The organism is Derxia gummosa DSM 723 (genome assembly GCF_000482785.1).
GTDB lineage: Bacteria > Pseudomonadota > Gammaproteobacteria > Burkholderiales > Burkholderiaceae_E > Derxia > Derxia gummosa.
This window is the reverse complement of the sequence record NZ_AXWS01000008.1, coordinates 463,690-489,522: the sequence shown is the minus strand read 5'-3', so window position 1 is coordinate 489,522 and position 25,833 is coordinate 463,690. Positions and strand designations below refer to the sequence as shown.

Genomic DNA, 25,833 nt, shown 5'->3' with positions numbered 1-25,833 from the left:
GTCAGTGCTTTCCGCCGGTGAGGCGATATTCGCGGCAGCGGGCGATGGTCGGCACCGTCTTGCCCGGGTTGAGCAGAAGCTGTGGATCGAATGCGGCTTTGACGCCGTGGAAGGCCGCGATCTCGTCCGGCGTGAACTGGGCGCACATCTCGTCGATCTTCTCGACGCCCACGCCGTGCTCGCCGGTGATGCTGCCGCCGAGCGCGACGCTCAGCCGCAGGATGTCGGCGCCGAAGGCGAGCGCGCGTTGCAGCTCGCCGGGCTGGTTGGCGTCGTACATGATCAGCGGATGCAGATTGCCGTCGCCGGCGTGGAAGACGTTGGCGCAGCGCAGGCCGTGCTTCTTCTCCATCTCGACGATGGCGAGCAGCATCGTCGCGAGCTGCTTGCGCGGGATGGTGCCGTCCATGCACAGGTAGTCGGGCGAGATGCGGCCCACCGCCGGAAAGGCCGCCTTGCGTCCGGCCCAGAAGCGCAGCCGCTCGGCCTCGTCGCGGCTCACCTGGCAGCGCGTGGCGCCAGCGGCGCGCAGCACCCGCTCCATGTGCTCGATCTCCTCGGCCACCTCGTCGGGCGTGCCGTCGGATTCGCACAGCAGGATGGCTTCGGCGTTCATGTCGTAGCCGGCCTTGACGAAGGGCTCGACCGCGCAGGTGGCGGGCTTGTCCATCATCTCCAGGCCGGCCGGGATGATGCCGGCGGCGATGATCGCGGCCACCGCGTCCCCGGCCTTGGTCACGTCATCGAAGCTCGCGAGCACCACGCGCGCGAGCTGCGGCTTGGGCACGAGCCTCACCGTCACCTCGGTGATGACCATGAAGTTGCCTTCCGAGCCATTGAGCACCGCGAGCAGGTCGAGCCCCGGCGCGTCGAGCGCGGCGCCGCCGATGCAAACGCTCTCACCCTCCATCGTGATGCCGCGCACGCCGAGCACGTTGTTCACCGTGAGGCCGTACTTGAGGCAGTGCACGCCGCCGGAGTTTTCGCTCACGTTGCCGCCGATGGTGCAGGCGATCTGCGATGACGGATCGGGCGCGTAGTAGAGGTTGAACGGCGCGGCGGCCTCGCTCACCGCGAGGTTGCGCACGCCGGGCTGCACCACCGCGAGCCGCGCGACCGGGTCGATCTTCACGATGCGGTTGAGGCGCGCCAGGCTCATCACCACGCCGGTCGCATGCGGCGTCGCGCCGCCCGACAGGCCGGTGGCCGCGCCGCGCGGCACGACGGGCACGCGCAACTCGCGGCAGACGGCAAGCACGGCGCGCACTTCGTCCTCGGTGGCCGGCAGCACGACCAGCTGCGGGAGCTGGCGGATCGCGGTCATGCCGTCGCATTCCCAGGGGCGCAGGGATTCGGCATCGCTGTGGATGGCCGAGGCCGGCAGCACCGTGCGCAGGCGCGCGGCGACGCGGTCGATGTCGAAGGTCGGGATCGCGCCGCCGCCGTGGCCGACGGGTTGCGGACGGGCATAGGCGCCGTCGTCGGCGCCCGGACGCGCGGCCTGGCCTGCAAGGGCTTGCAGGCCGCCCGGTCCCGGGCTGGCGAGCTGGCTCATGGATGGTCTCCGGAAGGGGAAAGCGGGAAGTCGCCGAGGTCGGCGGGCAGCGTGATGCCGGCGCGCGCCGCCACGCCGCGCACATGGGCGAGCGAACGGTCGCGGGCCGCGTCGGCGGCACCGGCGGCCACGGCGTCGTAGAGCGCGTGATGCTCGGCCTGGGCCTCGGCCGAGTAGGGCGCGCCCTCGCCTTCGACGCGCCAGGCCACCTCGCGCGTGCCCGAGAAATGGGCGCCGAGAAAGTCCATGAGCTGCATCACATGCCGGTTGCCGGTGGCGGCGGCGAGCGCGTTGTGGAAGGCGTCGTCGGCGCGGGCGGCGTTGCGGCCGGTGGCGAGGGCGGCGTCCATCTCGTCGAGGCTGGACTTGAGCGTGGCGAGATGGCCGGCCTCGGCGCGCCGCGCCGCGAGGCCGGCAACGACGGGTTCGAGCATCGCGCGCAGCTCGAAGATTTCGCGCAGGGCGGCGGCGTCGGCATCGGCTGACGCGGCCGCGCCGGCAGCCTTGCCCGCGAGGGGCGCGGTGGCGGCCGGCTCGAAGCGCAGCCGGGGCTTGCGCGAGGCCGCCGCGACAAAGGCGCCCGCACCCTGGCGCGTCTCGACCAGGCCGTCGGTGCGCAGCCGCGCGATCGCCTCGCGCACCACCGGCCGGCTCACGCCGAAGGCTTCGGCCAGCGTCTTTTCGGTGGGCAGGCGGTCGCCGGGCGCGAACTCGCCGGCGGCGATGCGGCTGGCGAGCCGGGCCGAGATTTCCTCGCTCAACGCCTGCGGACGCGACAGGCGGGAGAGTTCGGACAGGGAGGATGGATCAGCGCTCAAGTGACCTGGTTGTCTGACAAGTTGAAGCGCGATTCTATCCGCAGGCGGACGGCGCGGGGAAAAACCTGGGAATGACCCGTCGCGCCCGGGGCGGCGCGTGGTGCGGCCTGAGCAGAAGGACGTGAGGCAGTCGGGTCCGGGGCCGCGAGACGGCGGGCGGAAAGCGGTCGGCTCAGCCGCGTCCGGCCTCGCCCGGCGCGGCCTGGGCGGCAGCGATGGCCTCGGCGGTGATGACGCTGCCGAGCAGGGTCTCGCGGTCGGTGGCGAAGCGGTGGGCGCAGAGGGCGCGCAGCAGGGCTTCGTGGCGGCGGAAGGCGCGCAGGCCGCGCAGCTCGATCATGAACACCATCCGGATGCCGGCCGGGTCGCTCACGCGCAGCCGCACCCAGCGGCCGACCGCGCGCGGCGCGTCGAATGTCAACCCGTCGGCGGTGTGGGCCGCCGACGCGGCGAGCGGCGCTGGCGTGCCCGCCGCCGGCCCGCCGGGCGTGTCGGCATCGGCCACCCGCGGCTCCGCCCGTGCCTCGGCCGGCGCGTCGCCCATCTGGGCCGGGCGCAGGCGCGACGACCTCCCGACCAACAGCAACGCTCGCCATCGGCCGGACAGACATGCAGACAGGCGGGAACGGGCGGACATGGCTCGCGGCGGGCAGAAGAAGAACGGGAAGACCGGCCGCCACTCTTCGCGCCCGCTCACCGGGCGTCAAACACATAACCGTTACGCACCGGGTCGTCGCTTGACCGGTCGCCGCCCGCTCAGAGCGCCAGCGCCTTGCCCACCATGAGCAGCGCCACCACCACGACCAGCACGGTGAAGGCCGTCTCCAGCCGCGCGGCCGACCAGCGCCGGTTGAGCAGCCGCCCCGCGACCAGCCCCGCCACCGTGCCGCTCGTGAACACCAGCCCCTGCGACCACGGCAGCGCCGCCCCGCGCGCCAGCGCCACCGTGACCGTGCCGCTCGCCACCAGCGCCTGCACCATGAGCGAGGTGCCGACCACGCCATGCATGGTCAGCGGCGTGAAGCGGCGCAGCGTCGGCACCATCACGAAGCCGCCGCCCACGCCGAGCAGGCCGGTCATGAAGCCCGTGAGCGCGCCGATGCCGGCGATGGTCGTGAGCGTCGGCCGCGTCCAGACGAAGCGGCCGGTGGCCGGATCGAGCCGCGCCGGCCGCGCGGGCGCTCCGCTCGCGGCCTGGCGTCGTTGCAGCAGCGCCCGCCCGGCCGATACGAACATGATCGCGGCGAACACAAGCATCAGCGCCCGCTGCGGCAGTTCATGCGCGAGCAGCGCGCCCAGCCCCGACAGCGGCAGCCCGGCCAGCGCCATGACGGTCGCGGCGCGATAGCGCGCATGCCCGGCCGACAGCGCCTGCGCGGTGCCGATCCAGGCCGCCACCGCCACCGACAGCAGCGCGATCGGCGCCGCTTCCTGCATCGAGAAGCCCAGTCCGACCACCAGCGCCGGCACGGCCAGGATGCCGCCGCCCGCGCCGGTCAGGCCCATGACCGCGCCGATCACGGCGCCGAAGGCAAGCGGCATCAGCATCGGCGCGCGTCCGTCAGCCGGCGTCGGGCGTGGCGCGGGCCGGCGCGGCTTCGCCGTCGTCGGTCCCGGCGCCGCTCGCGCCCGCCGCGTTGGCCGAGGCAAAGGCCGCATGGCTGCGCGCGCGCTGATCGAGCTGGCGCGCGATGTTTCCGCACACCAGATCGCACAGCGCGTACACCGAGGCATCGGCGATCCGGTAGTACACGCTCGTGCCGCGCCCCTCGCGCACCACGAAGCCGTGGCGCATCAGCAGCGACAGATGACGCGAGACGTTGGCCGAGCTGCATCCGCACTGCTCGGCCAGCTCGCCCACGTTGCGCTCGCCGTCGCGCAGCAGATTGAGGATGAGCAGGCGCGTGGGCTCGGCCAGCGCCTGGAAATAGGCGGCGACCTGTTCCATCGCCTCGGGCGGCAGGTTGGGCATGGCGGCTTCTTCGGGTGATGACGAGCCGCCGATGATGCCGGACGGCGCCGCTGGACATCGCATTTGCTCATTCATCTCATTGACTATTTGCGTACTTGATTAAATACTAAATTCGACCTTTCATTCCGGCCAGCCCCGCGCGGCCTCGGGAACATGACGAATCCGCTTCCTTCACGCCGCCGCGCCAGGACGCTGGCGCTGGCGCTGCTGACCGCGCTGGCGGTCCGGTCGGCGCTGGCCGAGCCGGCCGCCACGCCCCTCGGGCCGGCGGCGTCCGCGTCCGGCGCGCGAACCGGCAATCCGGCCTCCTCGACCGCCGGCGACGCCACCGGCCGCCTCGCCACCGCGCCGGTGCGCGCGCTCGACGGCAGCGCGCCGCTCGCCGCCGAAGGCATGGTCGAGGCGGTACGGCGGAGCGTGATCGCGGCCCAGGTGCCGGGTTCGATCGTCGCACTCGCGGTCAAGGCGGGCGACCGCGTGGCCGCCGGCCAGCTGCTGGCGCGCGTCGATGCGCGCAGCGCCGAGCAGACGGCGGTCGCCAGCGACGCTCAGGTCGTGGCGGCGCGCGCCGCGCTCGACGCCGCCACGCGCGAGGTCGAGCGCCAGCGCGCGCTGTTCTCGAAGCAGTACATCAGCCAGGCCGCGCTCGACCGCGCCGAGGCGCAATACAAGTCGGCGCGCGCCGCTGCCGATGCCCAGCTGGCCCAGGCCGGCGTGGCGCGCACCCAGACCGGCCTGCACGCGGTGACGGCGCCCTATGCCGGCGTGGTGGCCGAGGTGCCCGTCGCGCTGGGCGACATGGCCCTGCCCGGCCGGCCGCTGTTCGTGCTGTACGACCCGTCGCACCTGCGCGTGACCGCCGCGCTGCCGGCCGGCCGGCTTGCCCGTCTCGGCGGCCAGCCGCGCTTCACGGTCGAGATCGCAGGCATCGACGGCGCCATCACGCCGCTGCGCGCGACCCTGCTGCCGAGCGTCGATCCGGCCACGCACACGGCCGACGTGCGGCTCGACCTGCCTGCGACGCCGGGGGCGCTGCCGGGCATGTATGCGCGCGTGACGCTGCTGGGCGCGACCCCGCATGCCGACGAGGCTGCCGGCGCGGGCGCGGCGGGCGCGATGCCCTCGGCGACGCCCTCCGCGCTGCCGGCGATCGCGGCCGGCCCGGCGGCGGCAAGGGCGGCCGGCGCCCCGATTGTTCCGCCCGCGCGCCTCGTCGTGCCCGCCCCGGCCGTCGTGCGCCGCGCCGAGATCGCCGCCGTGTACGTGATCGGCGCCGATGGCCGGCCGCTGCTGCGCCAGGTGCGCACCGGCCGCCCGGCCGGCGACGGCGAGATCGAGATCCTGAGCGGCGTGTCGGCCGGCGAGCGCGTGGCGCTCGACCCGCAGGCCGCCGCCCGCCTGCGCTGAGGTGGCGATGGACGATCGCAATCCGCGCGACGGCGCCCTGCCCTCGCCCGCCGACAAGCGCGCCGCCGGGGCCGATGCGCCCCTCGGCGTGTCGGGCCGCATCGCCGGCTTCTTCCAGCAGGCGCGCATCACGCCGCTGCTCGCGCTCGTGGCGCTGCTGCTCGGCGTGTTCGCGGTGCTGGTCACGCCGCGCGAGGAGGAGCCGCAGATCGACGTGACGATGGCCAATGTCTTCGTCGGCTGGCCGGGCGCGTCGGTGGCCGATGTCGAGGCCAAGCTCGCGACGCCGGCCGAGCAGGTGCTGTCGCGCATGCCGGGCGTCGAGCATGTGATGTCGGTATCGCGGCCGGGCGTCGCGGTGCTGACGGTGCAATTCAAGGTGGGCGTGGCGCGCAGCGAGGCGCTGGTGCGGCTGCATGACGCGGTGTCGAGCAACGCCGACTGGCTGCCGCAGGGCCTGGGCGTGCTGCCGCCGGTCATCAAGCCCAAGGGCATCGACGATGTGCCGATCGTGAGCCTGACGCTGCATTCGGCCGATCCGGCCACCGGCGCCTTCGCGCTGGAGCAGATCGCGCACAGCATCGAGACCGACCTCAAGCGCGTGCCCGGCACGCGCGACGTGTGGACGATCGGCGGGCCGGGCCGCGCGGTGGTGGTCGAGCTCGATCCGGAACGGCTCGCGGGCGCCGGCCTCGCGGTGGGCGATCTGCGCCGGGCGCTCCAGTCGGCCAGCGCGGGCGCGCCGGCCGGCGAACTCGTGACCGGCAACCGCGCCATCGCGATCGAGGCCGGCCCCTTCCTGCGCGATGCCGACGATGTGGCGGACCTCGTCGTCGCCGCGCGCGACGGCCGCCCGGTACATCTTCGCGACGTGGCCGAGGTGCGCGACGGGCCGCTGCCGGCGACGCGCATGGTCTGGTACGGCCGCCGCGATGCAAGCGCTGTCACGGCGGCTGGCGCTCAGCCGACCTTGCCGGCCGCCAATCCGCGGGCCGACGGCTCTCCCGGCGAGAACGCCACCGCGCAGGAAGTGCCGGCCATCACAATCGCCATCACTAAGAAGCCCGGCGAGAACGCGATCGACGTGGCCGACGCCGTCATCGCCCGCGCCGACGCGCTGCGCAATACCGTCATCCCGGCCGGCGTCGAACTGAGCGTCACGCGCAACTACGGCGCGACCGCCAACGACAAGGCGGTCAAGCTGATCCAGAAGCTCATGTTCGCCACCGCCTCGGTCGTGGCGCTGGTGTTCATCGCACTCGGCCGGCGCGAGGCCGCCATCGTCGGCGCGGCGGTGGTGCTGACGCTCACCGTGACGCTGTTCGCGTCCTGGGCCTGGGGCTTCACGCTCAACCGGGTGAGCCTGTTCGCGCTGATCTTTTCGATCGGCATCCTGGTGGACGACGCGATCGTCGTGGTGGAGAACATCCATCGCCACCAGGCGCTGCATCCGGGTCGCACGCTCGCGCAGATCATTCCCGGCGCAGTCGATGAAGTTGGCGGGCCGACCATCCTCGCCACGCTCACCGTCATCGCGGCGCTGCTGCCGATGGCCTTCGTGAGCGGCCTCATGGGGCCGTACATGGGCCCTATCCCGATCAACGCGAGCATGGGCATGCTGCTATCGCTGGCGGTGGCCTTCGTGGTCACGCCCTGGCTGTCGGGCAAGTGGATGAAGACGCACGGCGGCGGCTCGCAAGCGCTTGCAGGCGATGCTGCTGGCCCGGCCGAAGCCGCGCCCAGCGACGGCCTGCATGCCACGCCCACCGGCCTGGCCGCGCGGCTCGACCCGTTCTTCCGCCGCCTGTTCGCGCCGTTCCTCGACGTGCGTTCGGGCAGCCGCAACCGGCGCCTGCTCGGCCTCGGCATCGCGGGGCTGGTCGGGCTGTCGGTGGCGCTGCCGGTGCTCGGCCTCGTGCAGCTCAAGATGCTGCCCTTCGACAACAAGAGCGAATTCCAGATCGTCGTGGACATGCCGGCCGGCACGCCGGTCGAGCAGACCGCCGCCGTGCTGCGCGAGCTGGGCGCGCATCTGGCCACCGTGCCCGAGGTGACCGACTGGCAGAGCTATGCCGGCACCGCCGCGCCCATCAACTTCAACGGCCTCGTGCGCCAGTACTACCTGCGCGCCAGCGCCGAGATGGGCGACATCCAGGTCAACCTGACCGACAAGCACCACCGCAAGCTGCAAAGCCATGCCATCGCCACCCGCGAGCGGCCGGCGCTGCAAGCCATCGGCGCGCGCTTCGGCGCCAACGTGAAGCTGGTGGAAGTGCCGCCCGGCCCGCCGGTGCTCGCGCCCATCGTGGCCGAGATCACCGGCCCCGACGCCGACGGCCGCCGCGCGGTCGCGAAGCAGGTGCGCGCCGTGTTCGAGCGCACCGACGGCGTGGTGGATGTGGACGACAGCAGCTTCGCCGCCGCGCCGCGCCGGCTCGTGAACATCGACCGCGCCAAGGCCTCGCTCGCCGGCGTGCCCCAGGCCGAGGTGGTGGCCACGCTGCGCGCCGGCCTCGCGGGCGAGGACGCCGCCTGGCTGCATGACGCGAGCCGCACGCCGGTCGCGGCCGTGCTGCGCCTGCCCGCCGAGCGCCAGGGCGATCTCGATTCGCTGCTGCAACTGCCGCTGCGCAATGCGCGCGGCGGCCTCGTGCCGCTGCGCGAACTCGTCACCGTCAGCAGTACCGAACGCGAGCAGCCCGCGATCCACAAGGACCTGCTGCCCGTCGTGTTCGTGACCGGCGACATGGCCGGCAAGCTCGACTCGCCGCTGTACGGCATGTTCGGCATGCGCGCCGACATTGCCCGCATCGTCACGCCCGGCGGCGGCACGCTCGTCGAGCATTTCATCCGCCCGCCCGCCGACGCCTGGCGCGACTACGCGATCAAGTGGGACGGCGAATGGCAGATCACCTACGACACCTTCCGCGACATGGGCGCCGCCTATGCGGTCGGCCTCGTGCTGATCTACCTGCTGGTGGTGGCGCAGTTCGGCAGCTATCTGGTGCCGCTCATCATCATGGCGCCGATCCCGCTCACGCTCGTGGGCGTGATGCCCGGCCATGCGCTGCTCGGCTCGCAGTTCACCGCCACCAGCATGATCGGGATGATCGCGCTGGCCGGGATCATCGTGCGCAACTCGATCCTGCTGGTGGACTTCATCCAGCTCGAACGCGCGGCCGGCGTGCCCTTCGAGCGCGCGGTGGTCAATGCCGCCGCCACGCGGGCGCAACCCATCGTGCTCACCGGCCTTGCCGCGATGCTCGGCGCCTTCTTCATCCTCGACGACCCGATCTTCAACGGGCTCGCGATCGCGCTGATCTTCGGCATCCTCGTCTCCACGCTGCTCACGCTCGTGGTCATTCCCCTCCTCTACTTCAGCGCCTTCGCGCGCGGAGAAAAGTCATGACCTCCTGGCGCATCGTCCGCATCGTCGCCGGCAGCTTCGTGCTGCTATCCCTGGCCCTCGGCCTGCAACAGAGCCCGCTGTTCGTCAGCGAATGGTGGCTGGCCTTCATGGCCTTCGTCGGGCTGAACCTGCTGCAGAGCGGCCTCACGAAGTGGTGCCTGATGGAAAGCCTGCTGCGCAAGCTGGGCGTGAGCGGCGGCTGCTGAGGTGGCGATGAAAGTTGCATCCGGCGTGCGGCTTTCGCGGAGGCGGCCGCACGCGGACGCCGACCTGACGGCGGCTTGCGCGATCTTTCGGGCGCCGGCCCGCCACGCGCTGCTCGCGACCGCCTTCGTCATGACGCTGGGCGGCGCATCCACGACGCACGCCACCACGCTCGCCGAAGCCTGGACCGCCGCCAGCACGCACGATGCCGAGCTGATCGCCGCCGGCGCGGCGCGCGAGGCCGGCGCCACGCGGCGCGCGCAATCGGCGGCGCTCTGGCGTCCGACCGTCGTGGCCACCGGCATGGCCGGCGCGGGCTGGAACGACAGCTCGACCAGCGGCGCCGCCTTCAGCGCACCGGGCTTCGGCAGCGCGACGGGCGTCGGCTTCGACACCAGCATCCGGCACGGCAGCAGCGGCCGCTGGGCGCTCGAAGCGCGCCAGCCGCTGTGGAACGGCGAGCGCGGCGCCCAGGCCCGCGCGCTCGACCTCGCCGCCGACGCCGCCGATCTGCAATGGCGCGACGCGCGCCAGGCCGCGATGCTGCGCACCGCGAGCCGCTATCTCGACGCCGCGCTGGCCGATGCCGCCGTCACCGTCGCGCGCCGGCAGCTCGACGCGGTCGAGCGCGCCCGCGTCGAAGCCGCCGACCGCCACCGCCTCGGCGACAAGCCCGTCACCGACGTGCACGAGGCCACCGCCCGCGCCGAGGCCGTGCGCGCGCAACTGCTGCTGGCCGAGACCAATGCCGAACTCGCGCGCGCCGCGCTGGCCGACCTGACCGGCATCGCGCCCGAACGGCTCGCGCCCCATCTGCCCGGCACGCCGGCGGGCCGCCCGACGGCGGCGCCTTCCGGCGCCTCGTCCCTCGACGCCACCGACAGCCCCGGCCCCCTCGACCACTGGCTCGCCGAGGCACGCGACGCCAACCCGCAACTCGCCCTCGCCGCCACCGCCGCCGAGATCGCGCGCCAGGACGCGCGCGCCCGCTCGGCCTGGGCCTCGCCCTCGCTCGACCTCGTCGCCCGCACCGGCCGCGACCGCCTCGCCGGCAACGGCGACTACGGCCATTCGGCCGTCAGTGCCACCAGTTCGGTCATCGGCGTGCAGCTCACGGTGCCGCTGTTCACCGGCGGCATGCGCGCCGCGCGCGAAGCCGAGGCGCTGCACCTCGCCGACAAGGCCGAGGCCGAGGCCGACAACGCACGCCAGACCATCGCCCGCGCCACTCGCGCCGCCTGGCTCGGCGTGACAGCCGGCACCGGTCGCGTCGCCGCGCTCGATGCCGCGCTCACCGCGAGCCGCGCCCGGCTCGACGCGACCCGCACCGGGCTGGAGGTGGGCGACCGCACGACGCTCGACCTGCTCGATGCCGAGAACGACGCCGCCGCCGCCGAACTGGCACTGCTGCGCGCCCGCGCCGACCTGCTGCTGAACCGGCTGAACCTGCAAGCGCTTGCGGGCCGGCTCGACGAACCATCCATCCAAGCGGCGGACCGCGCGCTACAGCCGGCCCCGTGAACCACGCCAGCGGAGGAGACAGCCATGGCACACATCGTCGTGATGGGCGCGGGAACCGGCGGCATGCCGGCCGCCTACGAATTGCGGGCCCTGCTCGGCCGCGAGCACCGCATCACCGTCATCAACGCGACGGACTACTTCCAGTTCGTGCCGTCCAACCCCTGGGTCGCGGTGGGCTGGCGCGACCGCGCCGATGTCACCTTCCCGATCGCGCCGCATCTCGCGAAGAAGAACATCGACTTCATCGCCAGCCCGGTCACGCGCATCGACGCAGCCGGCAGCGCGGTCGAGCTGGCCAACGGCCAGCGCATCGGCTGGGACCATCTCGTCATCGCCACCGGGCCGCGCCTCGCCTTCGATGAAGTCGAAGGCGCCGGCCCCGACGGCCACACGCACTCGATCTGCACGATCGACCACGCCGAGCACGCCTTCGGCGACTACAGGCGCTTTCTCGGCGCGCCGGGGCCGGCCATCGTCGGCGCCTTCCAGGGCGCGTCGTGCTTCGGGCCGGCCTACGAGTACGCGCTGGTGCTCAACAACGACCTGCGCAAGCGCAAGCTGCGCCACAAGGTGCCGATCACCTTCGTGACCAGCGAGCCCTACATCGGCCATCTGGGCCTCGGCGGCGTGGGCGATTCCAAGACCATGCTCGAAAGCGAGCTGCGCGCCAACGACATCCGCTGGATCTGCAACGCCCGCGTCGAGAAGGTGGAAAGCGGACGCATGTTCGTGACCGAGCTGGACGACCACGGTGCACTGCGCAGGCAGCACGAGCTGCCCTTCGGCTACTCGATGATGCTGCCGGCCTTCCGGGGCGTGAACGCGGTGGCCGGGGTCGAAGGGCTGTGCAATCCGCGCGGCTTCGTGCTGGTGGACGAGAACCAGCGCAGCACCCGCCATCGCAACATCTGGTCGGCCGGCGTGTGCGTGTCGCTGCCGCCGGTCGAGGCCACGCCCGTGCCCACCGGCACGCCCAAGACCGGCTACATGATCGAGACGATGGTGACGGCGCTCGCGCACAACATCGCCGCCGAGCTGTCGGGCCGGCCCGCGAAGGCGCGCGGCACGCTCAGCGCCATCTGCCTCGCCGACATGGGCGATACCGGCGCGGCCTTCGTCGCCATGCCGCAGATCCCGCCGCGCAACACCAGCTGGTTCGTCAAGGGAAAGATGGTCCACCTCGCCAAGGTGGCCTTCGAGAAGTACTTCATGTTCAAGATGAAGTCGGGCACGTCGGAGCCGATCTACGAGAAGGTCGTGCTCAAGGCCCTCGGAATCGAGAAGCTCGAAAGATGAGAAAGATCATGGGACTCATGAGCCTGCTCGCCGCGCTGCTGCCGGCCGCCTCGACGCCGCCGGTGCTCGCGGGCGAGGTCACGCCCTCGCTGGTGCTGCCGGCCGGCACCCGCCTCGTGGATGTGCGCACGCCGGCCGAGTGGGCCGACGGCCATCTGCCCGGCGCGACGCTGCTGCCGCTCGACCAGCTCGCGGCGCGCGTCGCCTCGGTGCTGCCCGACAGGAATGCGCCCATCGTCGTGTACTGCCGCTCGGGCAACCGCTCGGGGCAGGCGCAACGCTTCCTGCGCTCGCTCGGCTACACGAATGTCGAGAACGGCGGCGGCGCGACCTCGCTCGCGGCCCGGCTGGGCAAGCCGCTGGTGCGTGACTGAGGGCATGCCGGCCTCAGCCGTCGAGACCGAGCGCGCGCAGGCGACGGTGGAGCGTGCGCGGGCTGATGCCGAGTTCGGCGGCGAGTGCGTCGCGCGTGCCGCGATGGGCGAGCACGCGGGCGCGCAGGGCTTCGGCTTCGAGTGCGCGCAGGCCACCGGACGCCGGCGCGCCGGTCGCATCGGCCGGGGCCGGCGCCGTGCCGGAGCCTGCCGTCGCCACGGCCGCCGGGCTGCCGGCCGCGCCCGCCGCCGCGCTCGCGGCCCCGGACTGCACCGCGCCTGCAAAGGCTTGCAGGCCGCCGTCGAGCCGGCCCATCTCCAGCGCCTGCGCCACCTCGTCCGCGCCCAGCAGCTCGCCGTCGCACAGCAGGCAGGCGCGTTCCAGCAGATTGCGCAGCTCGCGCACGTTGCCGCTGCCGCCCGAGACCCTGCTCTACCCGGCCCACGTGCCGGCCGACGGCCATCTCGTCGCCAGCGTGGCCGACCAGCGCCTCGGCCATCCGGCCTTCGCGCACCGCTCGCGCGACGACTTTCTCGCCTGGGCCGCCGGCCTGACCGGTGCGGGCTGACACCGCACCCGCCGCCGCGATGCGGCCGGAACCCGCCGCCGGAATGAACCCGCACGCCAGTCCGACCACCCACCGAGCCTTCCCCACGCCGCCCATGACCGCCGACATCCACAGCCTGTTCGACCCCGTCACCGGCACCTGGACCCATGTACTGGCCGATCGCGCCACGCGCCGCGCCGCCGTGATCGACCCGGTGCTCGACTTCGACCCCAAGGCCGGCCGCATCTCGCATGCCTCGGCCGAAGCCGTGCTGGCGCTGCTCGACCGCGAGGGCCTGAGCCTCGCCTGGCTGCTCGAAACCCATGCCCACGCCGACCACCTCTCGGCCGCCGACTGGCTCAAGACCCGCCGACCCGCCGCCCGCACCGCGATCGGCGCGCGCATCGGCGCCGTGCAGGCGGTGTTCAAGCGCGTGTTCAACCTCGACGCCGGCTTCGCCACCGACGGCAGCCAGTTCGACCGCCTGCTCGGCGACGGCGACAGCATCGCGCTCGGCGCCAGCACCATCACCACGCTGGCCGTGCCGGGGCACACGCCGGCCGACGTCGCCTATCTGGTGCGCGACTGCCGGCATGCCGGCGACGATCTCCCGCTCGCGCATGACGCCGTCTTCGTCGGCGACACGCTGTTCCCGCCCGACGTCGGCAGCGCGCGCTGCGACTTTCCGGGCGGCGACGCGCGCCAGCTCTACCGCTCGGCGCGCCGGCTGCTCGCGCTGCCGTCGGCCACGCGGCTCTACGTCTGTCACGACTACCCGCCCGCCGGCCGCGCGCCGCAAGCGTTTGCAAGCCTCGCCGACCAGCGCGCGCGCAACCTGCACCTGCACGACGGCATCGACGAGGACAGCTTCGTGAGCCTGCGCCAGGCGCGCGACGCCACGCTCGACATGCCGGTACTGCTGCTGCCCTCGATGCAGGTCAACCTCCGGGCCGGCGCGCTGCCGCCGCCCGAGTCCGACGGCAGGCGCTATCTCAAGCTCCCGCTCGACGCGTTCTGACGCGGCGCGCGCCCGAGGCCACCGCCTCACCCACTTCATCAAGGAGAACCTCATGACCAGCAACGTCGGCGGCATCGACCGCATCCTGCGCATCGTCGCGGGCCTCGTCCTCATCGGCCTCACGCTCGCGGGCGTGATCGGCGTGTGGGGCTGGATCGGCGTCGTGCCGCTCGCCACCGGGCTGTTCCGCTTCTGCCCGGTGTATCTGCCGTTCGGCATCAACAGCTGCGCGCGCAAGACCTGAAGGCGAGAACGCACCCGACGGGCAACAAGCCGGACGAGGCTTTCAGGGCTCGCGCGCCAGCTCGCGCTCGATCTCGATCATGTCGCGGCGCGATACGCACAGGCCGGCGCAATGCTGGCGCCAGTCATCGATGCGCACGCGCAACGCCGCCGCCTCCGGTCCGGTCGGCCCGCCGCGCGCGGCCGCGTCAGGCCAGTGCCAGGTCTGTTTCGAGCGCGCGCGTTTCGCGGTCATGCAGTTCGATCACCGCGCGCAGGCCCTCGTCCACCCGGCCCGAGCCGATCTCGCTCACGAATCGGCAGGCCGCGAAGCCCGCCGCCGCCCACTCGTAGCGGGCCACCCACTCGGCGCGGCCGACCATGAATCCCGCCGCCACCGGCCAAACGCCCGGACGCGGCCGCAGATGCGTGGCGATGCCCGCGCGCCAGGGCTTGGCCGTGAGCCGCGCACGGAAGCAGCGCTGGTGCATGCACATGCGGCGATAGACCGGATCGGCGCCCACCGCGTCGAAGAAGGCGGCGACCTCGGCCTCGCGCGCGTCGAAGCCGCGATGCGTCGCCAGCAGCCTCAGCCCGGCCGGCGTGCGGTAGAGCCGCAGGTTCCAGTCCGGATGCCGGGCCACGAAGCGCGCCGCGCGATGGCGCGCAAGCCGCTCCGGCCCACCGGCGAGCGCGGTGCCGGCGCGCGTGAGCAGGCTGGCGAGCATCGGCCCGAGCGGCAGCGCGGCGATCACCGCCGCGATCGCGGTGCCGGCGCTGCGCAGCCACAGCCCGGCCGCGAGCCCGGACAGCGCGAGCAGCAGCCAGCAGGCCAGCACCGCCCGCCGCGACAAGCGCGGCGCGAAGTCCACGTCGGCGAACAGCGCATGCGGCGTGTTGAGGCAGCGCGCGCCATAGGCATTGCGCGTGATGACGGCCTCGCCGTGGCGCGCCAGCACCTCCTCGCGGATCGGCAGGCCGTCGGCGCCGTTGTAGGCGAGACGGCGCTCGCGGCGCTCGACACCAACGTCACCGGCGAGGAGGCGGGCAAGCGCCTCGGCGGCGCGGCGGTCAGCCATCGCCTGCGCGTCGGCGACATCGACCTGCGACCAGCCGAAGCGCCGCACGGTGATGCGGCGGCGTCCGGCGCGGTGCTGCAGACGCGCCTCGGCCCAGTGGTCGGGGACGATCATCGACGCCCGCGCAGCCGCCAGAAGCCGTGGCCGATCCAGCACAGGAAGACGAGGTTCCACAGCCCCGCCAACCCGCCGCCGAACGACGGCCCGACGAGTGCCGACAGCAGCCGGGCAAAGGGCGCGAAGGCCAGCATCGCCAGCCCGCCCAGCACCAGCCGCAGCAGGGCGGCGGGCAGCGTGATGGTCGGCCGGCGCCGGTACTCGGCCTTCATGCGCGCCAGGCGCTGCTCGCGCGCGCGTTGCGCGAGCAGCGCCGGCCCGTCGCGCCAGATGAGCATCGACAGCAGCAGCAGCCCGACCGCGAACGCAACCATCACCGTCAGCGTCAGCCCGAAGCGCACCGGGCTCTGGCTGAACAGCATCCCCGCCGATCGCCGCCCGAGCCGCAGATAGCCCGAGCGCAGCGCATCGAGCACGCCCTTGCCGAGCCCGATCGTCATGAGCAGCAGGGTGGCCAGCACGGCGAACCAGCTCAGATGGTCGAGCGGGCCGGCGACGACGGGCATCGGCCGGACGGTCCGGCCAGCTGGCGCGCCGACGGTGGCCGTCGCACCCGCGGAGGGCGCCGGGCCGTCCGCAAGCGCACCGACGGTGGCGCGAGGCATGGCCGAGGTCTCGTCCGGCCCGGCCACCGCCAGCGCTGATTCCTTCGGCTCCGATCCCAATCCCGCCAGCCCGGACCATCCCGGTGCCGCCACGGCCGTCGCCGCGCCGCCCGTCCCCCGATCCAACGGGGACGGCGCCTTCGAGCGCTGCCGCAGCCGCGCGAGCCGCGCCGCCATCGGCTCGGGCGGCGGCGCGGCGGGCGCATCGTCATCCTCGTCGAACCAGGCCGGGACCGGCGGCGGCTCGCGGCCGAACAGCTGCGCGATCACCACCCAGGTCAGGCCCGCCAGACAGACGAGCGCGGCGCCATACGCGCCCAGCGCCAGCAGCAACGGCAGGAAGGCAGCCCAGCCGTCGCTCGACCGGATCGCGCCCACCGCCGCCACGCCGACCGCGACCGCGATCGCCATCCCGATCGCCCACCACGCGGCCGCGCCCCATCCCGGCATGCGCTCGCCCGGCCTCGGATGGCGCGCGCGCCAGACCGCGATGCCGACGAAGGCCAGCGCCGGCACGACCACCGGTTCAAGCAGCGAGCGGTCCATTCACGCGCCGCGCCGGACGGTCGAGATGGAAACGCACGAGATGGATCGCGAGCAGCAGGCAGGGCAGCACGAGCAGGGCTTCGACGCCGAGAAAGCGCAGCGCGTCCCAGGCCGGCGACTGCTCGCGCAGCAGGCCCGACAGCGGCCAGTACAGCAGCCCGAACAGTCCCGCCGCCGTGCCGCCGATGGGCAGGAAGCGGCCGAGCCGGCGGTCGAGCACCCAGTTCACGCTCATGACGATGTGGGCCACCCAGGCAAACAGCATCACCGCGCCAGCCAGCGCGACGGCCGTCGCGCCGCGCGCCGGCAGGATCGCCGCCGCCACGCCGCCGACGATGCCGTACAGCGACAGCACGTAGCAGCCGGCCACGACCGCGCCACGCCAAAGCCTCTTCATCTCCCGCTCCCTGTCCGGTTTGAGCGGGGGATTGTCACCGGGCGCGCGGGGCGGGCGCCAGCCCGGGCGGCGAAGCAACGACGGGCACGACCGCCCGGCGTCCGTCGGCCTGCGCGGCGCGCCAGTGCTCGCGCTCGGGGGCGATCAGCTCGCGCAGCTCGGCCGAGTCCTCGCGCTCGGCGATGGCCTCGGCGCGGTCGAGGTCGGCGCCGGCCGCCGTGCCCTGCCCCAGCGCGGTCCGGGCGCGGGCGCGGAAGGCCAGCGCCGGCACCTCGAACTCGGGCACCGACTCCATCTTCGCGATGCGCGCCAGTACGTCGTCGAGGATGGCGAGCGCCTCGACCGGCCGGCCCGCCAGTTCGAGCGCGCGGGCATGGGTGGTCGAGATGACCAGCGGCAGCGAGCCGAACTCGCTCGTGCTCGCGCCGCGCGCCCAGGCGTGTGCCGGCGCCGACACGGCCAGCGCCTCGGGCAGACGGCCGAGGTCGATGAGCACGCGCGCGAGCATGGCCTCGTTCAGATGCAGCACGTCGGGCTCGTCGCGCGCGCGTTGCAGCTCGATGCCCCGGCGCAGGCTGGCCAGCCCTGCCTCGGTCTGGCCGAGCTTGGCGAGTGCCCGGCCCCGCAGCGCGTAGTACAGCGGCAGGTTGGTGCTGTCGTGGCGCGGGTCGGCCTCGCCGATGGCGATGGCCTCGGCCCAGGCGTCGGCGGCGGTGCGCGGGTCACCCGAGTAGTAGGCGTTGTCGGCCAGCATGCCGAGCGCGAGCGAGACCAGCCCCGGCTCGCCGAGGCCGCGCGCCACCGCCAGCGCCTCGCGCGCTGGCGCCACGCCGCGTGCGGGCGCCATGCGGCGGTCGAGCGAGGCCTGTTCGAGCACCACGCGGAAACGCGTCTGCGAGCCGTGGTCGCCGAGGGCGTCGAGCACGCGCAGGCCCTCGTCGATCGCGGCCTGGGCGGCATCGCGCGATTCGGCGCGCAGCAGCGCATGGGCCATGCCGCCGAGCGCGCTCGCGGCTTCGGTGCTGACCGGGCCGTGCAGCTCGCGCGCGAGGGCGAGGCGCTGGCTGTCGAGCTGGAGCTGGCGCTCGGGTTCGCCGAGGGCGTCGTACATGCGCGCGAGCTGTTCCAGCAGTTGCAGCCGCGCGGCCGGCGCGTCGCGCAGCTCGGTGACGATGCGCTCGGCGCCCTGGTCGAGCAGCTCGCGCGCGGTGGTGTTGCGGGCGGCGGCGGGGTCGGCCTGGTCGCCGTCGTTCATGCCGAACACGCCGGTGATGAAGGCCTGCACGGCGCGCGCGGTGGCGGCCTCGTTGCGCGCGATGCGGGCCTGCTCGCGGGCCTCGCGTGCCTGCCAGAGCGCCACGCCGCTGCCCGCGAGCAGCGCCGCGAGCGCCACCGCGCCCGCGCCCACCTGCACCTTGTGCCGCGCCACGTAGCGCGCGGCGCGATAGCCGAGGCGGTCGGGCCGGGCTTCGACCGGCAGCCCGTCGAGATGGCGCCGCAGGTCGCGCGCGAAGGCGTCCATCGTCGGCCAGCGCGCGGCCGGTGCCTTGCGCAGCGCGCGATTGAGGATGGCGTCGAGATCGCCGCGCAGCGCCCGCGCGCGCAGGGCATCGCGGGCGCGGCTGCTGGCGGGCGGCGCGTCGAGCGTGGTGATGGCCTGTTCCAGCTCGGCGGCGCTCGCGCCCTGGCGCTGCCACGGGCGGCGGCCGGCCAGCAGCTCGTAGGCGACCACGCCCATGCCGAAGATGTCGCTCGCGGTGCCGATCGGCGCGCCGGCGATCTGCTCGGGGCTCGCGTACTCGCGCGTGAGCGGACGGCCGGCCAGCTCGGTGAGCGCGGTGGCCTCGGCGCCAGACTCGGCCGCGTCGGCGCCGAGCAGCTTTGCGATGCCGAAGTCGAGCAGCTTCACCTGTCCGTCGGGCGTGACGAGGATGTTGGCCGGCTTGAGGTCGCGGTGGACGACGAGGCGCGCGTGCGCGTGGGCGACCGCGTCCATGGCCTGGAGCAGCAGCGCGACGCGGGCACGGGTGTCGAGGCCGCGCGCGTCGGCATAGCTGTCGATGCGCTGGCCCTCGACCAGCTCCATCGCGAGCCAGGGCCGGCCCTGGGCATCGACGCCGGCGTCGTACAGGCGCGCGATGTGCTCGTGCGCGAGACTGGCGAGGATGTCGCGCTCGCGGGCGAGGCGGTCGGCGAAGGCACCATCCCAGGCGAGGCGCGGCAGCTTGAGCGCGACCTCGCGCCGCATGAGGCCGTCGCTGCGCTCGGCGCGCCAGACCGTGGCCATGCCGCCCTCGCCGAGCCGGTCGAGCAGGCGCCAGGGGCCGATGACGGCGCCGGGCGCGGCTTGGGGCGCGCGCATGCCGTCGGCGCCGACCGGTGCCGGGCCGCGCGCAGCCTCGGCGCCGGCGCCCGCCGGTCCGCCACGGCCAGCCGAGGCCGAGTCCTGCGGTGGCGCGGCCTCGCCCTCGGACGGGAACGGGAAGCCGAAGGCCGGCGCCGCCGCGAGAAAGGCGGCGGACTCGATCGCGTCCTGGCGATCGAGCAGCCGCGCGAGCGTCGCGCGCCGCGTGGCGTGCTCGGGACCGAGAGCCGCCAGCCAGCCGGCGCGCTCGGCCGGCGCGAGCGTGAGCGCTTCATCGAGCAGCGCGCTGAGCGCGGGCCAGTCGGCCGCGAGGTCGTCGAGCGGCGTCATGGCGCGGCGGCGGCAAGGTCGCGCGCCATGCTCAGGCCCGCAAGGCGTGCGCGAGCAGCAGCCGCGCCTTGTCCCAGTCGCGCGCGACGGTACGCACCGACAGGCCCAGCACCTCGCCGATCTCGGCATCGGTCAGCCCGCCGAAGTAGCGCAGCTCCACCACCTGCGCGAGGCGGGCGTCGAGCCGCGCCAGATCGGCCAGCGCTGCATGCAGCTCCAGCACCTCGGCCGCGCCCGGATCGGTGAGACGGCCGGCCAGCTCGGTGTCGATCGGCAGATGCTCGACCTCGCCACCCTGGCGCTGGCTCGCGGCGGTGCGCGCCGCATCCACCACGACCGAGCGCATCACGCTGGCCGCGTAGGCCAGAAAGTGCGACCGATCGGCCGGCGCCACCTGCCCCGCGCCCTGGAAGCGCAGATAGCACTCGTGCACCAGCGCCGTGGTCTGCATGCCGCCGTCGTGACCGTTGCGGGCCAGCCGCCGGTGCGCCACCCGCCTCAGCTCCGGATAGAGCAGCGCATACAAGCCATCGAAAGCCGCCCGGTCGCCGCCGCGCAGCCGCCCAATCAGTTCCGTCACCTCGCTCATTGCCCTCACCTGCCACCAGATCGCGGCCGATGATAGGCGTGACGAATTTCCGTCCGAGCCGGTTTTTCATCGTATCGACGGCTTGACGGCAACAGGCGGCTCTTGTTGCGAACCGTCCGGCGGACGCGACTCGCACGCCGGCCGACGCCCGCGCCGCAGCGTCGGCCAGGCCGCCGCCCAGCACGCGGCGCAGGCCAGGCCGAGCGTCGCCGCCAGCCCCAGCACCGGCAAGCCGAGCGCGAACACCGCGCCAAAACCGGCCTTGCCCACCAGCCCGCGCACATAGCCGCGCAGGAAGAGGCGCGCCGCGCCCTGCCCGCGCCGGCTGTGCTCGCGCACCACCATCGTCGCGCCCACGATCGGCAGCGAGGCGAGCAGCCCGGTGGCGAAACCGCCGAGCGCCGGGCCTGCCGCGTCGGCCAGCGCGGCAAAGGCGCCGATCGACAGCGCGGTGGCGGGCGCGAGCGGCGCGGGCGGCAGCGGATCGGCCTCGATGGCCTCGAACGCCTCGCTCGCCCTGATCGGCGGCTCCGGCCCTTGCGCCCGCGCATCGGATCCTGCCGGGCGCCCGGCCCGCGCCCCGAGGCGCGCCAGCATCAGCTCCGCGACCAGCGTGCAGCCGAGCGCGAGCAGCAAGGCATCGTCGAGCCGGGCGCCGGCGCCCAGCGCGACTGGCAGCAGCGCCGCCGTCGGCGCCAGCCCGCCGAGCAGCGCGCCCGTCACGCCGCCGCGCCGCGCCATGAGGCCGTAGCCGAGCGCGAAGGCCGCGAGCAGCGCGCAGGCGGCCACGCTGCCGACCGCCGCATGCACCGCGAAGGCCGCGCCGTGATCGAGCGCGATCCAGGCCAGCGTCGGCGCCGTCACGAGCGGCAGCGCCGCCACCAGCCCGGCCAGCGCCGGCCGCCGCCGCGCCACCGCCATCACCAGCCCGACCGCCGCCGCCGTCAGCGCCGCCTTGCTCCACCCATCCATCGCCGTCCCCCGAGCCGCCCGCGAGGCGGGCCATGACAGGGGGAACGGAATCGGGACGGCGATCCGGACATGGGCCGCACGGCTTGCACGCCAGTGAAGCGCCACGCGGTCATTGCGGGGCGCTCAGACCAGCTGGCGCCGATTGATCCACCGGCTTGCGTCTGAAAGACCGCATGCCATTTTCCTGCGGGACGATTTCATATTTTTCGGGCATCAATGCCAAAAGCAGACTTGCAAGGCAGGCCTGTTCCGACGAGGTCAATTCTTCTGTCGCAATCATTTGCTCAAGTATGTCGCGAACCCGCCGATGCTGTCGGGCATTGCTATTGAGTGACCACAAAGCCGCCTTGAACACGGCTTCCAGAACTGCGTCATTGCGATCCTGCGCCGTCTTTTTTGAACTGGCATACCGATCGATGGCACCCGAATATTTTTCATAATTGAGCGCCTTGACGACACGGCGCACGGGAACTGCCTCACCGGTCGCGAGAAAATCGGCCCATAACATGTCAAGCACCACCGGATTATCGGGCTCAAGCGCCCGCCAATCCCTGCCATTGCCTTGATACCGCCTGCCTTCTGGCTGCCTCATCAGATAAGCACGGGCTTCCTTGGTGCCTGATTGACCGGCCGCGGTGAGCAAGACTTGCCGATCAGGCCCATTCAAATCAACGAGTTCATCAAGCCAGCCCTCAATCCTCTCAGGATTGGAGGCCATGACCTGAGCCAAAAATGCGATGACAACCCCGCTTGTTTTCGGATCAGACATTCGCCCCGATTTGCTCCATGCACGCACTTCGGTCACGAGGCGCTCGGGTGTCGGACGTTCGTAGTAATGATTGATCCACTCATTGGCGAATGCGGCCTGCATTGCCAACATCAGCATCGCCATCAGCAAGAATAGAAAACGCATGAAATTACCCACCGTTTGAAAGACCAATTTTCAGCATGGCTGCGATTGACGCTGGAGCAATACAACTCGGGCTGGCAAGGCTCCGCTTGGAAGTTTGCTTGAAAATCCAGAAACGGCTGCACAGAGCGCGAGTGAGAGTTGCGCCTCGAACGTCTTTTAACACGCAATTGAGATTTCACACAGGCCTTAGAGCCCGTTTGAAAACCCAATTAGTTGTCAAAAAAGCGGCTTGGACGTAGCTTCGATTGCCCTGTTTTTGCGCAAGAATTAGGCAATTTTGCTGAGAAATGCCGCTAAAGTCACACTGCCGGCCGCTGCTTTTGAGTTCTCAAACCGGCTCTAAGTCAGTCGATGGGCAATTGCCAAGCCCGACCAACGATCGAAGCCCCTGCGTGCGTCTTTCATCAGGGCTAGAGGCGATTCGATTACCTCGCAAAGACCGGTTGTAGTTTCGCAGTCTTATCCTTGCCGATTCGACGCTGTCAGTCTTTATTGAGCGATTGGCTGAATGCCGTGATTCAATGGCTGGTTTTTTGTGCGCCTGAAATCATTCAGGTCGGGGCCGGCTTTTTCTTGACAGGCGGGGAAGCCCTTGTAGGGAAGTCCTTGTAGTTGGAGTTCAGCGGCTGCCGAAGGCAGTCCGCTGCAATGACGAGTTAGAACGCACCCTATTTGTCCTACAGAGCAACCAGCTCGGCGAGCTTGGCCGCGATGTCAGCCATTGACTCTTCGGCAGTGCTAAGACCGCTACGCGACCCAAGCAAGGGACTGACGTCGCGCAGCGCCTCGTAGGTAGTGTTATGGACTACTGGAACCAATAGGTCGCGTGCCAGCAGTGCCGATAGTTCTTTTTCGGCAATGCCCTCTGCAGAGATGCGCTTCAGAAGCGAAGGCGTGACCAGAACAATGCCTACGCGAGACTTTGCAAGTCCTTTGTCGATTTCGCGCAGAAGGCTTGTGCCGAGTAAGACATCCTTTTCACTAAACCAAACAGTGACGTTATTGGACTCGAGGAGGTCATGCAGCTCTTTGGCCGCGTCTTTTCGGTCGTCCCAGGCGTGGCACAGAAAAACGTCTCGGAGGTCAGGTAATGAAGAGCGTCTTTCAACGCTTTCTCGAATCGGTGTAAGAGATCGCACCTCAGCGGGCGTATACACCACTGACGATCCGGCCCTCGACCAGCGCGGCCGCGCACTGCCACGAGATGAGCCTGAGCTGATTCCGCCGCCTCCACTGCTAGTTACAGGATAAGAGCGAGACGGTGTTGAGTAGGAAGCGTACCCGCCAAAGCTGCGATAACCGCCGCCACCGCAAGCGGGACAATTCGCGCGTCCGCTCGCTGTGCGATGTCCGTATCTGGGGGCCGTGCATTGAGCCATATTGTTTTCCTTATTTAAAGAATGCCGAGTGGTTTCCTGTGCGCTCTAACGTTGAAGTTCAGCGGCCGCCGGAGGCGGTCCGCTGGAACGCCGGGTTGGGCGTCATTTTGTGAGGTGAGGTAGGAAAGGATTCAGGCTTGTGAACTTACTACACGCTGCCTTGAGTTCTGGGGCGGCGTTGTCCCAGAATACAACATGGACGATGTATCCATTTTCTACCAAATCCTCCACCACAGGTACGAAGTCCTTATCTCCTGCGACCAAAGTAACCTCGTCCATGCCTTTGCGGATTTTTCCAGAATACACGTCTTTCGTAATCTGATGGGCAATGGCTACATCGACCTTCTTTTCTTTTCCAGCGAAATTTTTCTCGTAGGTTTTTACTTCGAATCCTTTGCGCCGTACCATGTCCCAGAACGTATCCGATGGTGGCGGCGAACCCCAAAGTTTCGCACACCCAATCTCGGAGCGATCTCCGCAAACGAACTCGTGCAATCGACCATAATCAGGCTGCCAAGACTTGTCGGTGACGTGATTATTCATCGCCGCTACATACGTCTCCGCACCTGCCATTTTCTTGGCCACAGCCGAGGCGCGGCTGCCTTCGATGAAGACGTTGGAGTTGTCTACGTAAGTGAAGTTAAGCGGATTACTCATATGACTCCCTGTTGGTAGATGGTTTTTTGACGCCCAACGTGCTAGTTCAGCGGCCGCCGAAGGCGGTCCGCTGGAACGCCGGGTTGGGCGTCATAGGGTGCTTTCGCTTACGGAGCTTTGGGGCGATTTTCATTTACTCTCTCGCGTTCTCGCTTTTCAGCCTCTCTTGCGAGTTGCTCAGACGGTGTTCGGAACTCGATCCAACACTTTTCTTGACATCGCATCTCTACGCGCCCTTCTGCTGTAGACCAGCTCACCCACGATACATCGCTGCGGTCGAGTTGATTCTCGGTAGGCCTTCCGAAGCGCTGACTGATGGAACTGGCGATTTGCTGTCGATCGGCAGGCCCAAAAATTTCCACTTTGATCTGTTGCACCTTGTCTTGTCTATCCAGAGATAGTTCAAACCAAGCGTGAGCGGCCCATTCCGGCCTGCTTTCCGGTTTTGGAATGTGGACAGAACCCAGTTTTCCGCCCGTGGGTTTGTATATAAATGGCTTGTCGATCCAGCAAGGCGCCTTTGCCGCTTCCGTGTTGGACGGACACTTCTGCATACGTAGCGGTTCACCAAAAGGAATTCCCAAAATTTGCTTTCCAGCCTGTGCTTCGGCAGTATTGGCAATTCCGGCTAAGGCTATCGCCGCAAGCTGTGCTGCAAAGCGAATCATGGCTTTGTGACCCCCAACTAGTTTTATCGTGCACGCCATGCCTGATAACACGCCGCCAAGCACGATTCCTACTCCGCACCATACTTCACAACCCATTGATTCGACACGGCCATTCGCCGCTATGGATATTTCAGTCCTAGTACTAAAACTACCTTCAAACCCAGCATCAATCCCGCGCCCATATCAGACCGTGCGCGATAAAACCTCCCCTGCGCAATAACACCGCCCATCGGGTCGCAGAAATCCCTGTTGCTTCAATGCGTTGGCACCATGTACTGTTTTTAAAAACAGCACCAACAGCACCCGCATGCCGCTCCCTTTCCGTCCCAACCGCCCGCGCGCCGTGCCGGCGCTCCCGCCGCTGCAATCCGTGCGCCTGCTCGACCAGGTACGCGAGCGCATCCGCTATCTGCATTACTCGCTCAAGACGGAGCGCGCCTATTGCCTGTGGGAAAAAGCCTTTGTGCGTTTCCACGGTCTGCGGCATCCGCGGGAGATGGGGCTCGGCGAGGTCGAGGCTTTTCTCACCCATCTGGCGGCAGATCGCGGGGTATCGGCGTCAACGCACCGGCAGGCGCTGTCGGCGCTGCTGTTCCTGTATCGGCAGGTGCTTGGCGTTGACCTGCCCTGGCTCGATGACATCGGCCGCCCCAAGGCTCGCGAGCGGCTGCCGGTGGTGCTGTCGCAGCAGGAACTGGCGCGATTGTTCGGGGCGATGCCGCCCGCCGCGCCCGCGACGCTGGCTGCGCGCCTGCTCTACGGCACGGGCATGCGGCTGCTCGAATGCCTGCGGCTGCGCGTGAAGGATGTGGACTTCGACCGGGGCTGCATCACCGTGCGCGATTGCATGGGCGCCCTCCCCGCCTGACCCG

26 protein-coding genes are annotated in these 25,833 nt (G+C 70.8%); 10 read left to right on the top strand and 16 right to left on the bottom strand.

The features are described 5' to 3' along the window. Nucleotide 1 precedes the first annotated feature (1 nt). The 5 genes from H566_RS0108475 to H566_RS23835 form a co-directional block, all read right to left on the bottom strand. Complete coding sequence (locus H566_RS0108475; RefSeq protein ID WP_084544895.1) at nt 2–1,555, bottom strand: FAD-linked oxidase C-terminal domain-containing protein; 1,554 nt, start codon at nt 1,553–1,555, stop codon at nt 2–4. Further along, complete coding sequence (locus H566_RS23840; protein WP_084544894.1) at nt 1,552–2,373, bottom strand: FadR/GntR family transcriptional regulator; 822 nt, start codon at nt 2,371–2,373, stop codon at nt 1,552–1,554. Before H566_RS23840 ends, H566_RS0108475 begins: the two co-directional genes overlap by 4 nt. Nucleotides 2,374–2,545: 172 nt before the next feature. Then, entirely contained in the window at nt 2,546–2,878 is a 333-nt protein-coding gene (locus H566_RS0108465) for a hypothetical protein (protein WP_156924340.1), read from the bottom strand. Between the two features lie 251 nt (nt 2,879–3,129). After that, nucleotides 3,130–3,921 carry a sulfite exporter TauE/SafE family protein gene (locus H566_RS0108460; RefSeq protein WP_028311100.1) on the bottom strand — a complete coding sequence of 264 codons (792 nt, stop codon included), beginning with the start codon at nt 3,919–3,921 and terminating at the stop codon, nt 3,130–3,132. A 13-nt stretch (nt 3,922–3,934) separates the two neighbouring features. Then, nucleotides 3,935–4,345, bottom strand: a complete 411-nt coding sequence (locus tag H566_RS23835; protein WP_084544893.1) for an ArsR/SmtB family transcription factor — start codon at nt 4,343–4,345, stop codon at nt 3,935–3,937. Nucleotides 4,346–4,498: 153 nt separating this feature from the next. On the opposite strand from H566_RS23835, the gene H566_RS23830 reads away from it, so the two are divergent. Genes H566_RS23830 through H566_RS0108425 form a run of 6 tightly spaced genes read left to right on the top strand, consistent with a single transcriptional unit; the run spans nt 4,499 to nt 12,556 of the window. Beyond that, on the top strand, nt 4,499–5,752 hold the full coding sequence (locus H566_RS23830) for an efflux RND transporter periplasmic adaptor subunit (RefSeq protein ID WP_034410993.1): 1,254 nt from the start codon (nt 4,499–4,501) through the stop codon (nt 5,750–5,752). A 7-nt stretch (nt 5,753–5,759) separates the two neighbouring features. Continuing rightward, on the top strand, nt 5,760–9,161 hold the full coding sequence (locus H566_RS0108445; protein WP_084544892.1) for an efflux RND transporter permease subunit: 3,402 nt from the start codon (nt 5,760–5,762) through the stop codon (nt 9,159–9,161). Continuing rightward, on the top strand, nt 9,158–9,367 hold the full coding sequence (locus H566_RS0108440) for a YgaP family membrane protein (protein ID WP_028311098.1): 210 nt from the start codon (nt 9,158–9,160) through the stop codon (nt 9,365–9,367). Before H566_RS0108445 ends, H566_RS0108440 begins: the two co-directional genes overlap by 4 nt. Nucleotides 9,368–9,374: 7 nt before the next feature. Next, the gene (locus tag H566_RS23825; protein ID WP_245591309.1) at nt 9,375–10,886 is read left to right on the top strand and encodes a TolC family protein; all 1,512 of its coding nucleotides are present in this window, start codon (nt 9,375–9,377) and stop codon (nt 10,884–10,886) included. 24 nt (nt 10,887–10,910) lie between these two features. Beyond that, nucleotides 10,911–12,182: an NAD(P)/FAD-dependent oxidoreductase gene (locus tag H566_RS0108430; RefSeq protein ID WP_028311097.1), complete on the top strand. Its 1,272-nt coding sequence runs from the start codon at nt 10,911–10,913 to the stop codon at nt 12,180–12,182. Continuing rightward, nucleotides 12,179–12,556 (top strand): rhodanese-like domain-containing protein, encoded by a 378-nt coding sequence (locus H566_RS0108425; protein WP_034410991.1) that lies wholly within the window; start codon nt 12,179–12,181, stop codon nt 12,554–12,556. Before H566_RS0108430 ends, H566_RS0108425 begins: the two co-directional genes overlap by 4 nt. Nucleotides 12,557–12,569: 13 nt before the next feature. On the opposite strand, the gene H566_RS30350 is transcribed toward H566_RS0108425, so the two are convergent. Then, nucleotides 12,570–12,962: a helix-turn-helix domain-containing protein gene (locus H566_RS30350; protein WP_028311095.1), complete on the bottom strand. Its 393-nt coding sequence runs from the start codon at nt 12,960–12,962 to the stop codon at nt 12,570–12,572. A gap of 1 nt (nt 12,963) precedes the next feature. Here H566_RS30350 and H566_RS28900 point away from each other — a divergent pair, with 1 nt between their 5' ends. The 3 genes from H566_RS28900 (at nt 12,964) to H566_RS0108405 (ending at nt 14,366) form a co-directional block, all read left to right on the top strand. Continuing rightward, complete coding sequence (locus tag H566_RS28900; RefSeq protein ID WP_156924339.1) at nt 12,964–13,125, top strand: hypothetical protein; 162 nt, start codon at nt 12,964–12,966, stop codon at nt 13,123–13,125. A gap of 94 nt (nt 13,126–13,219) precedes the next feature. Next, entirely contained in the window at nt 13,220–14,122 is a 903-nt protein-coding gene (locus tag H566_RS0108410) for an MBL fold metallo-hydrolase (RefSeq protein WP_028311093.1), read from the top strand. A 52-nt stretch (nt 14,123–14,174) separates the two neighbouring features. After that, nucleotides 14,175–14,366: a YgaP family membrane protein gene (locus H566_RS0108405; protein ID WP_028311092.1), complete on the top strand. Its 192-nt coding sequence runs from the start codon at nt 14,175–14,177 to the stop codon at nt 14,364–14,366. Between the two features lie 187 nt (nt 14,367–14,553). Here the strand turns inward: H566_RS0108405 and H566_RS0108395 are convergent, their stop codons facing one another. The 10 genes from H566_RS0108395 to H566_RS28890 form a co-directional block, all read right to left on the bottom strand. Continuing rightward, complete coding sequence (locus tag H566_RS0108395) at nt 14,554–15,537, bottom strand: hypothetical protein (RefSeq protein ID WP_028311091.1); 984 nt, start codon at nt 15,535–15,537, stop codon at nt 14,554–14,556. Further along, nucleotides 15,534–16,691: a hypothetical protein gene (locus H566_RS0108390; protein ID WP_028311090.1), complete on the bottom strand. Its 1,158-nt coding sequence runs from the start codon at nt 16,689–16,691 to the stop codon at nt 15,534–15,536. Before H566_RS0108390 ends, H566_RS0108395 begins: the two co-directional genes overlap by 4 nt. After that, complete coding sequence (locus H566_RS0108385; RefSeq protein ID WP_028311089.1) at nt 16,672–17,088, bottom strand: hypothetical protein; 417 nt, start codon at nt 17,086–17,088, stop codon at nt 16,672–16,674. Before H566_RS0108385 ends, H566_RS0108390 begins: the two co-directional genes overlap by 20 nt. Nucleotides 17,089–17,122: 34 nt before the next feature. Continuing rightward, nucleotides 17,123–19,783, bottom strand: coding sequence for a serine/threonine-protein kinase (locus tag H566_RS27365; RefSeq protein WP_028311088.1), 2,661 nt, complete (start codon nt 19,781–19,783; stop codon nt 17,123–17,125). Nucleotides 19,784–19,814: 31 nt separating this feature from the next. Further along, a complete protein-coding gene (locus tag H566_RS0108375; protein ID WP_028311087.1) occupies nt 19,815–20,372 on the bottom strand; it encodes an ECF-type sigma factor in 558 nt (185 codons plus the stop codon). Nucleotides 20,373–20,438: 66 nt separating this feature from the next. Then, nucleotides 20,439–21,344: a hypothetical protein gene (locus H566_RS0108370; RefSeq protein WP_028311086.1), complete on the bottom strand. Its 906-nt coding sequence runs from the start codon at nt 21,342–21,344 to the stop codon at nt 20,439–20,441. A 109-nt stretch (nt 21,345–21,453) separates the two neighbouring features. After that, complete coding sequence (locus H566_RS28895) at nt 21,454–22,257, bottom strand: hypothetical protein (protein WP_139826198.1); 804 nt, start codon at nt 22,255–22,257, stop codon at nt 21,454–21,456. A gap of 677 nt (nt 22,258–22,934) precedes the next feature. Further along, entirely contained in the window at nt 22,935–23,414 is a 480-nt protein-coding gene (locus tag H566_RS28195) for a toll/interleukin-1 receptor domain-containing protein (RefSeq protein ID WP_235839926.1), read from the bottom strand. A 324-nt stretch (nt 23,415–23,738) separates the two neighbouring features. Continuing rightward, nucleotides 23,739–24,293: an NYN domain-containing protein gene (locus tag H566_RS28190; protein WP_084544889.1), complete on the bottom strand. Its 555-nt coding sequence runs from the start codon at nt 24,291–24,293 to the stop codon at nt 23,739–23,741. Between the two features lie 107 nt (nt 24,294–24,400). Then, a complete protein-coding gene (locus H566_RS28890; protein WP_139826197.1) occupies nt 24,401–24,961 on the bottom strand; it encodes a hypothetical protein in 561 nt (186 codons plus the stop codon). 370 nt (nt 24,962–25,331) lie between these two features. Between H566_RS28890 and H566_RS23815 the strand changes: the two genes are divergently transcribed. Further along, a complete protein-coding gene (locus H566_RS23815) occupies nt 25,332–25,829 on the top strand; it encodes a phage integrase N-terminal SAM-like domain-containing protein (RefSeq protein WP_425387926.1) in 498 nt (165 codons plus the stop codon). Nucleotides 25,830–25,833 lie beyond the last annotated feature (4 nt).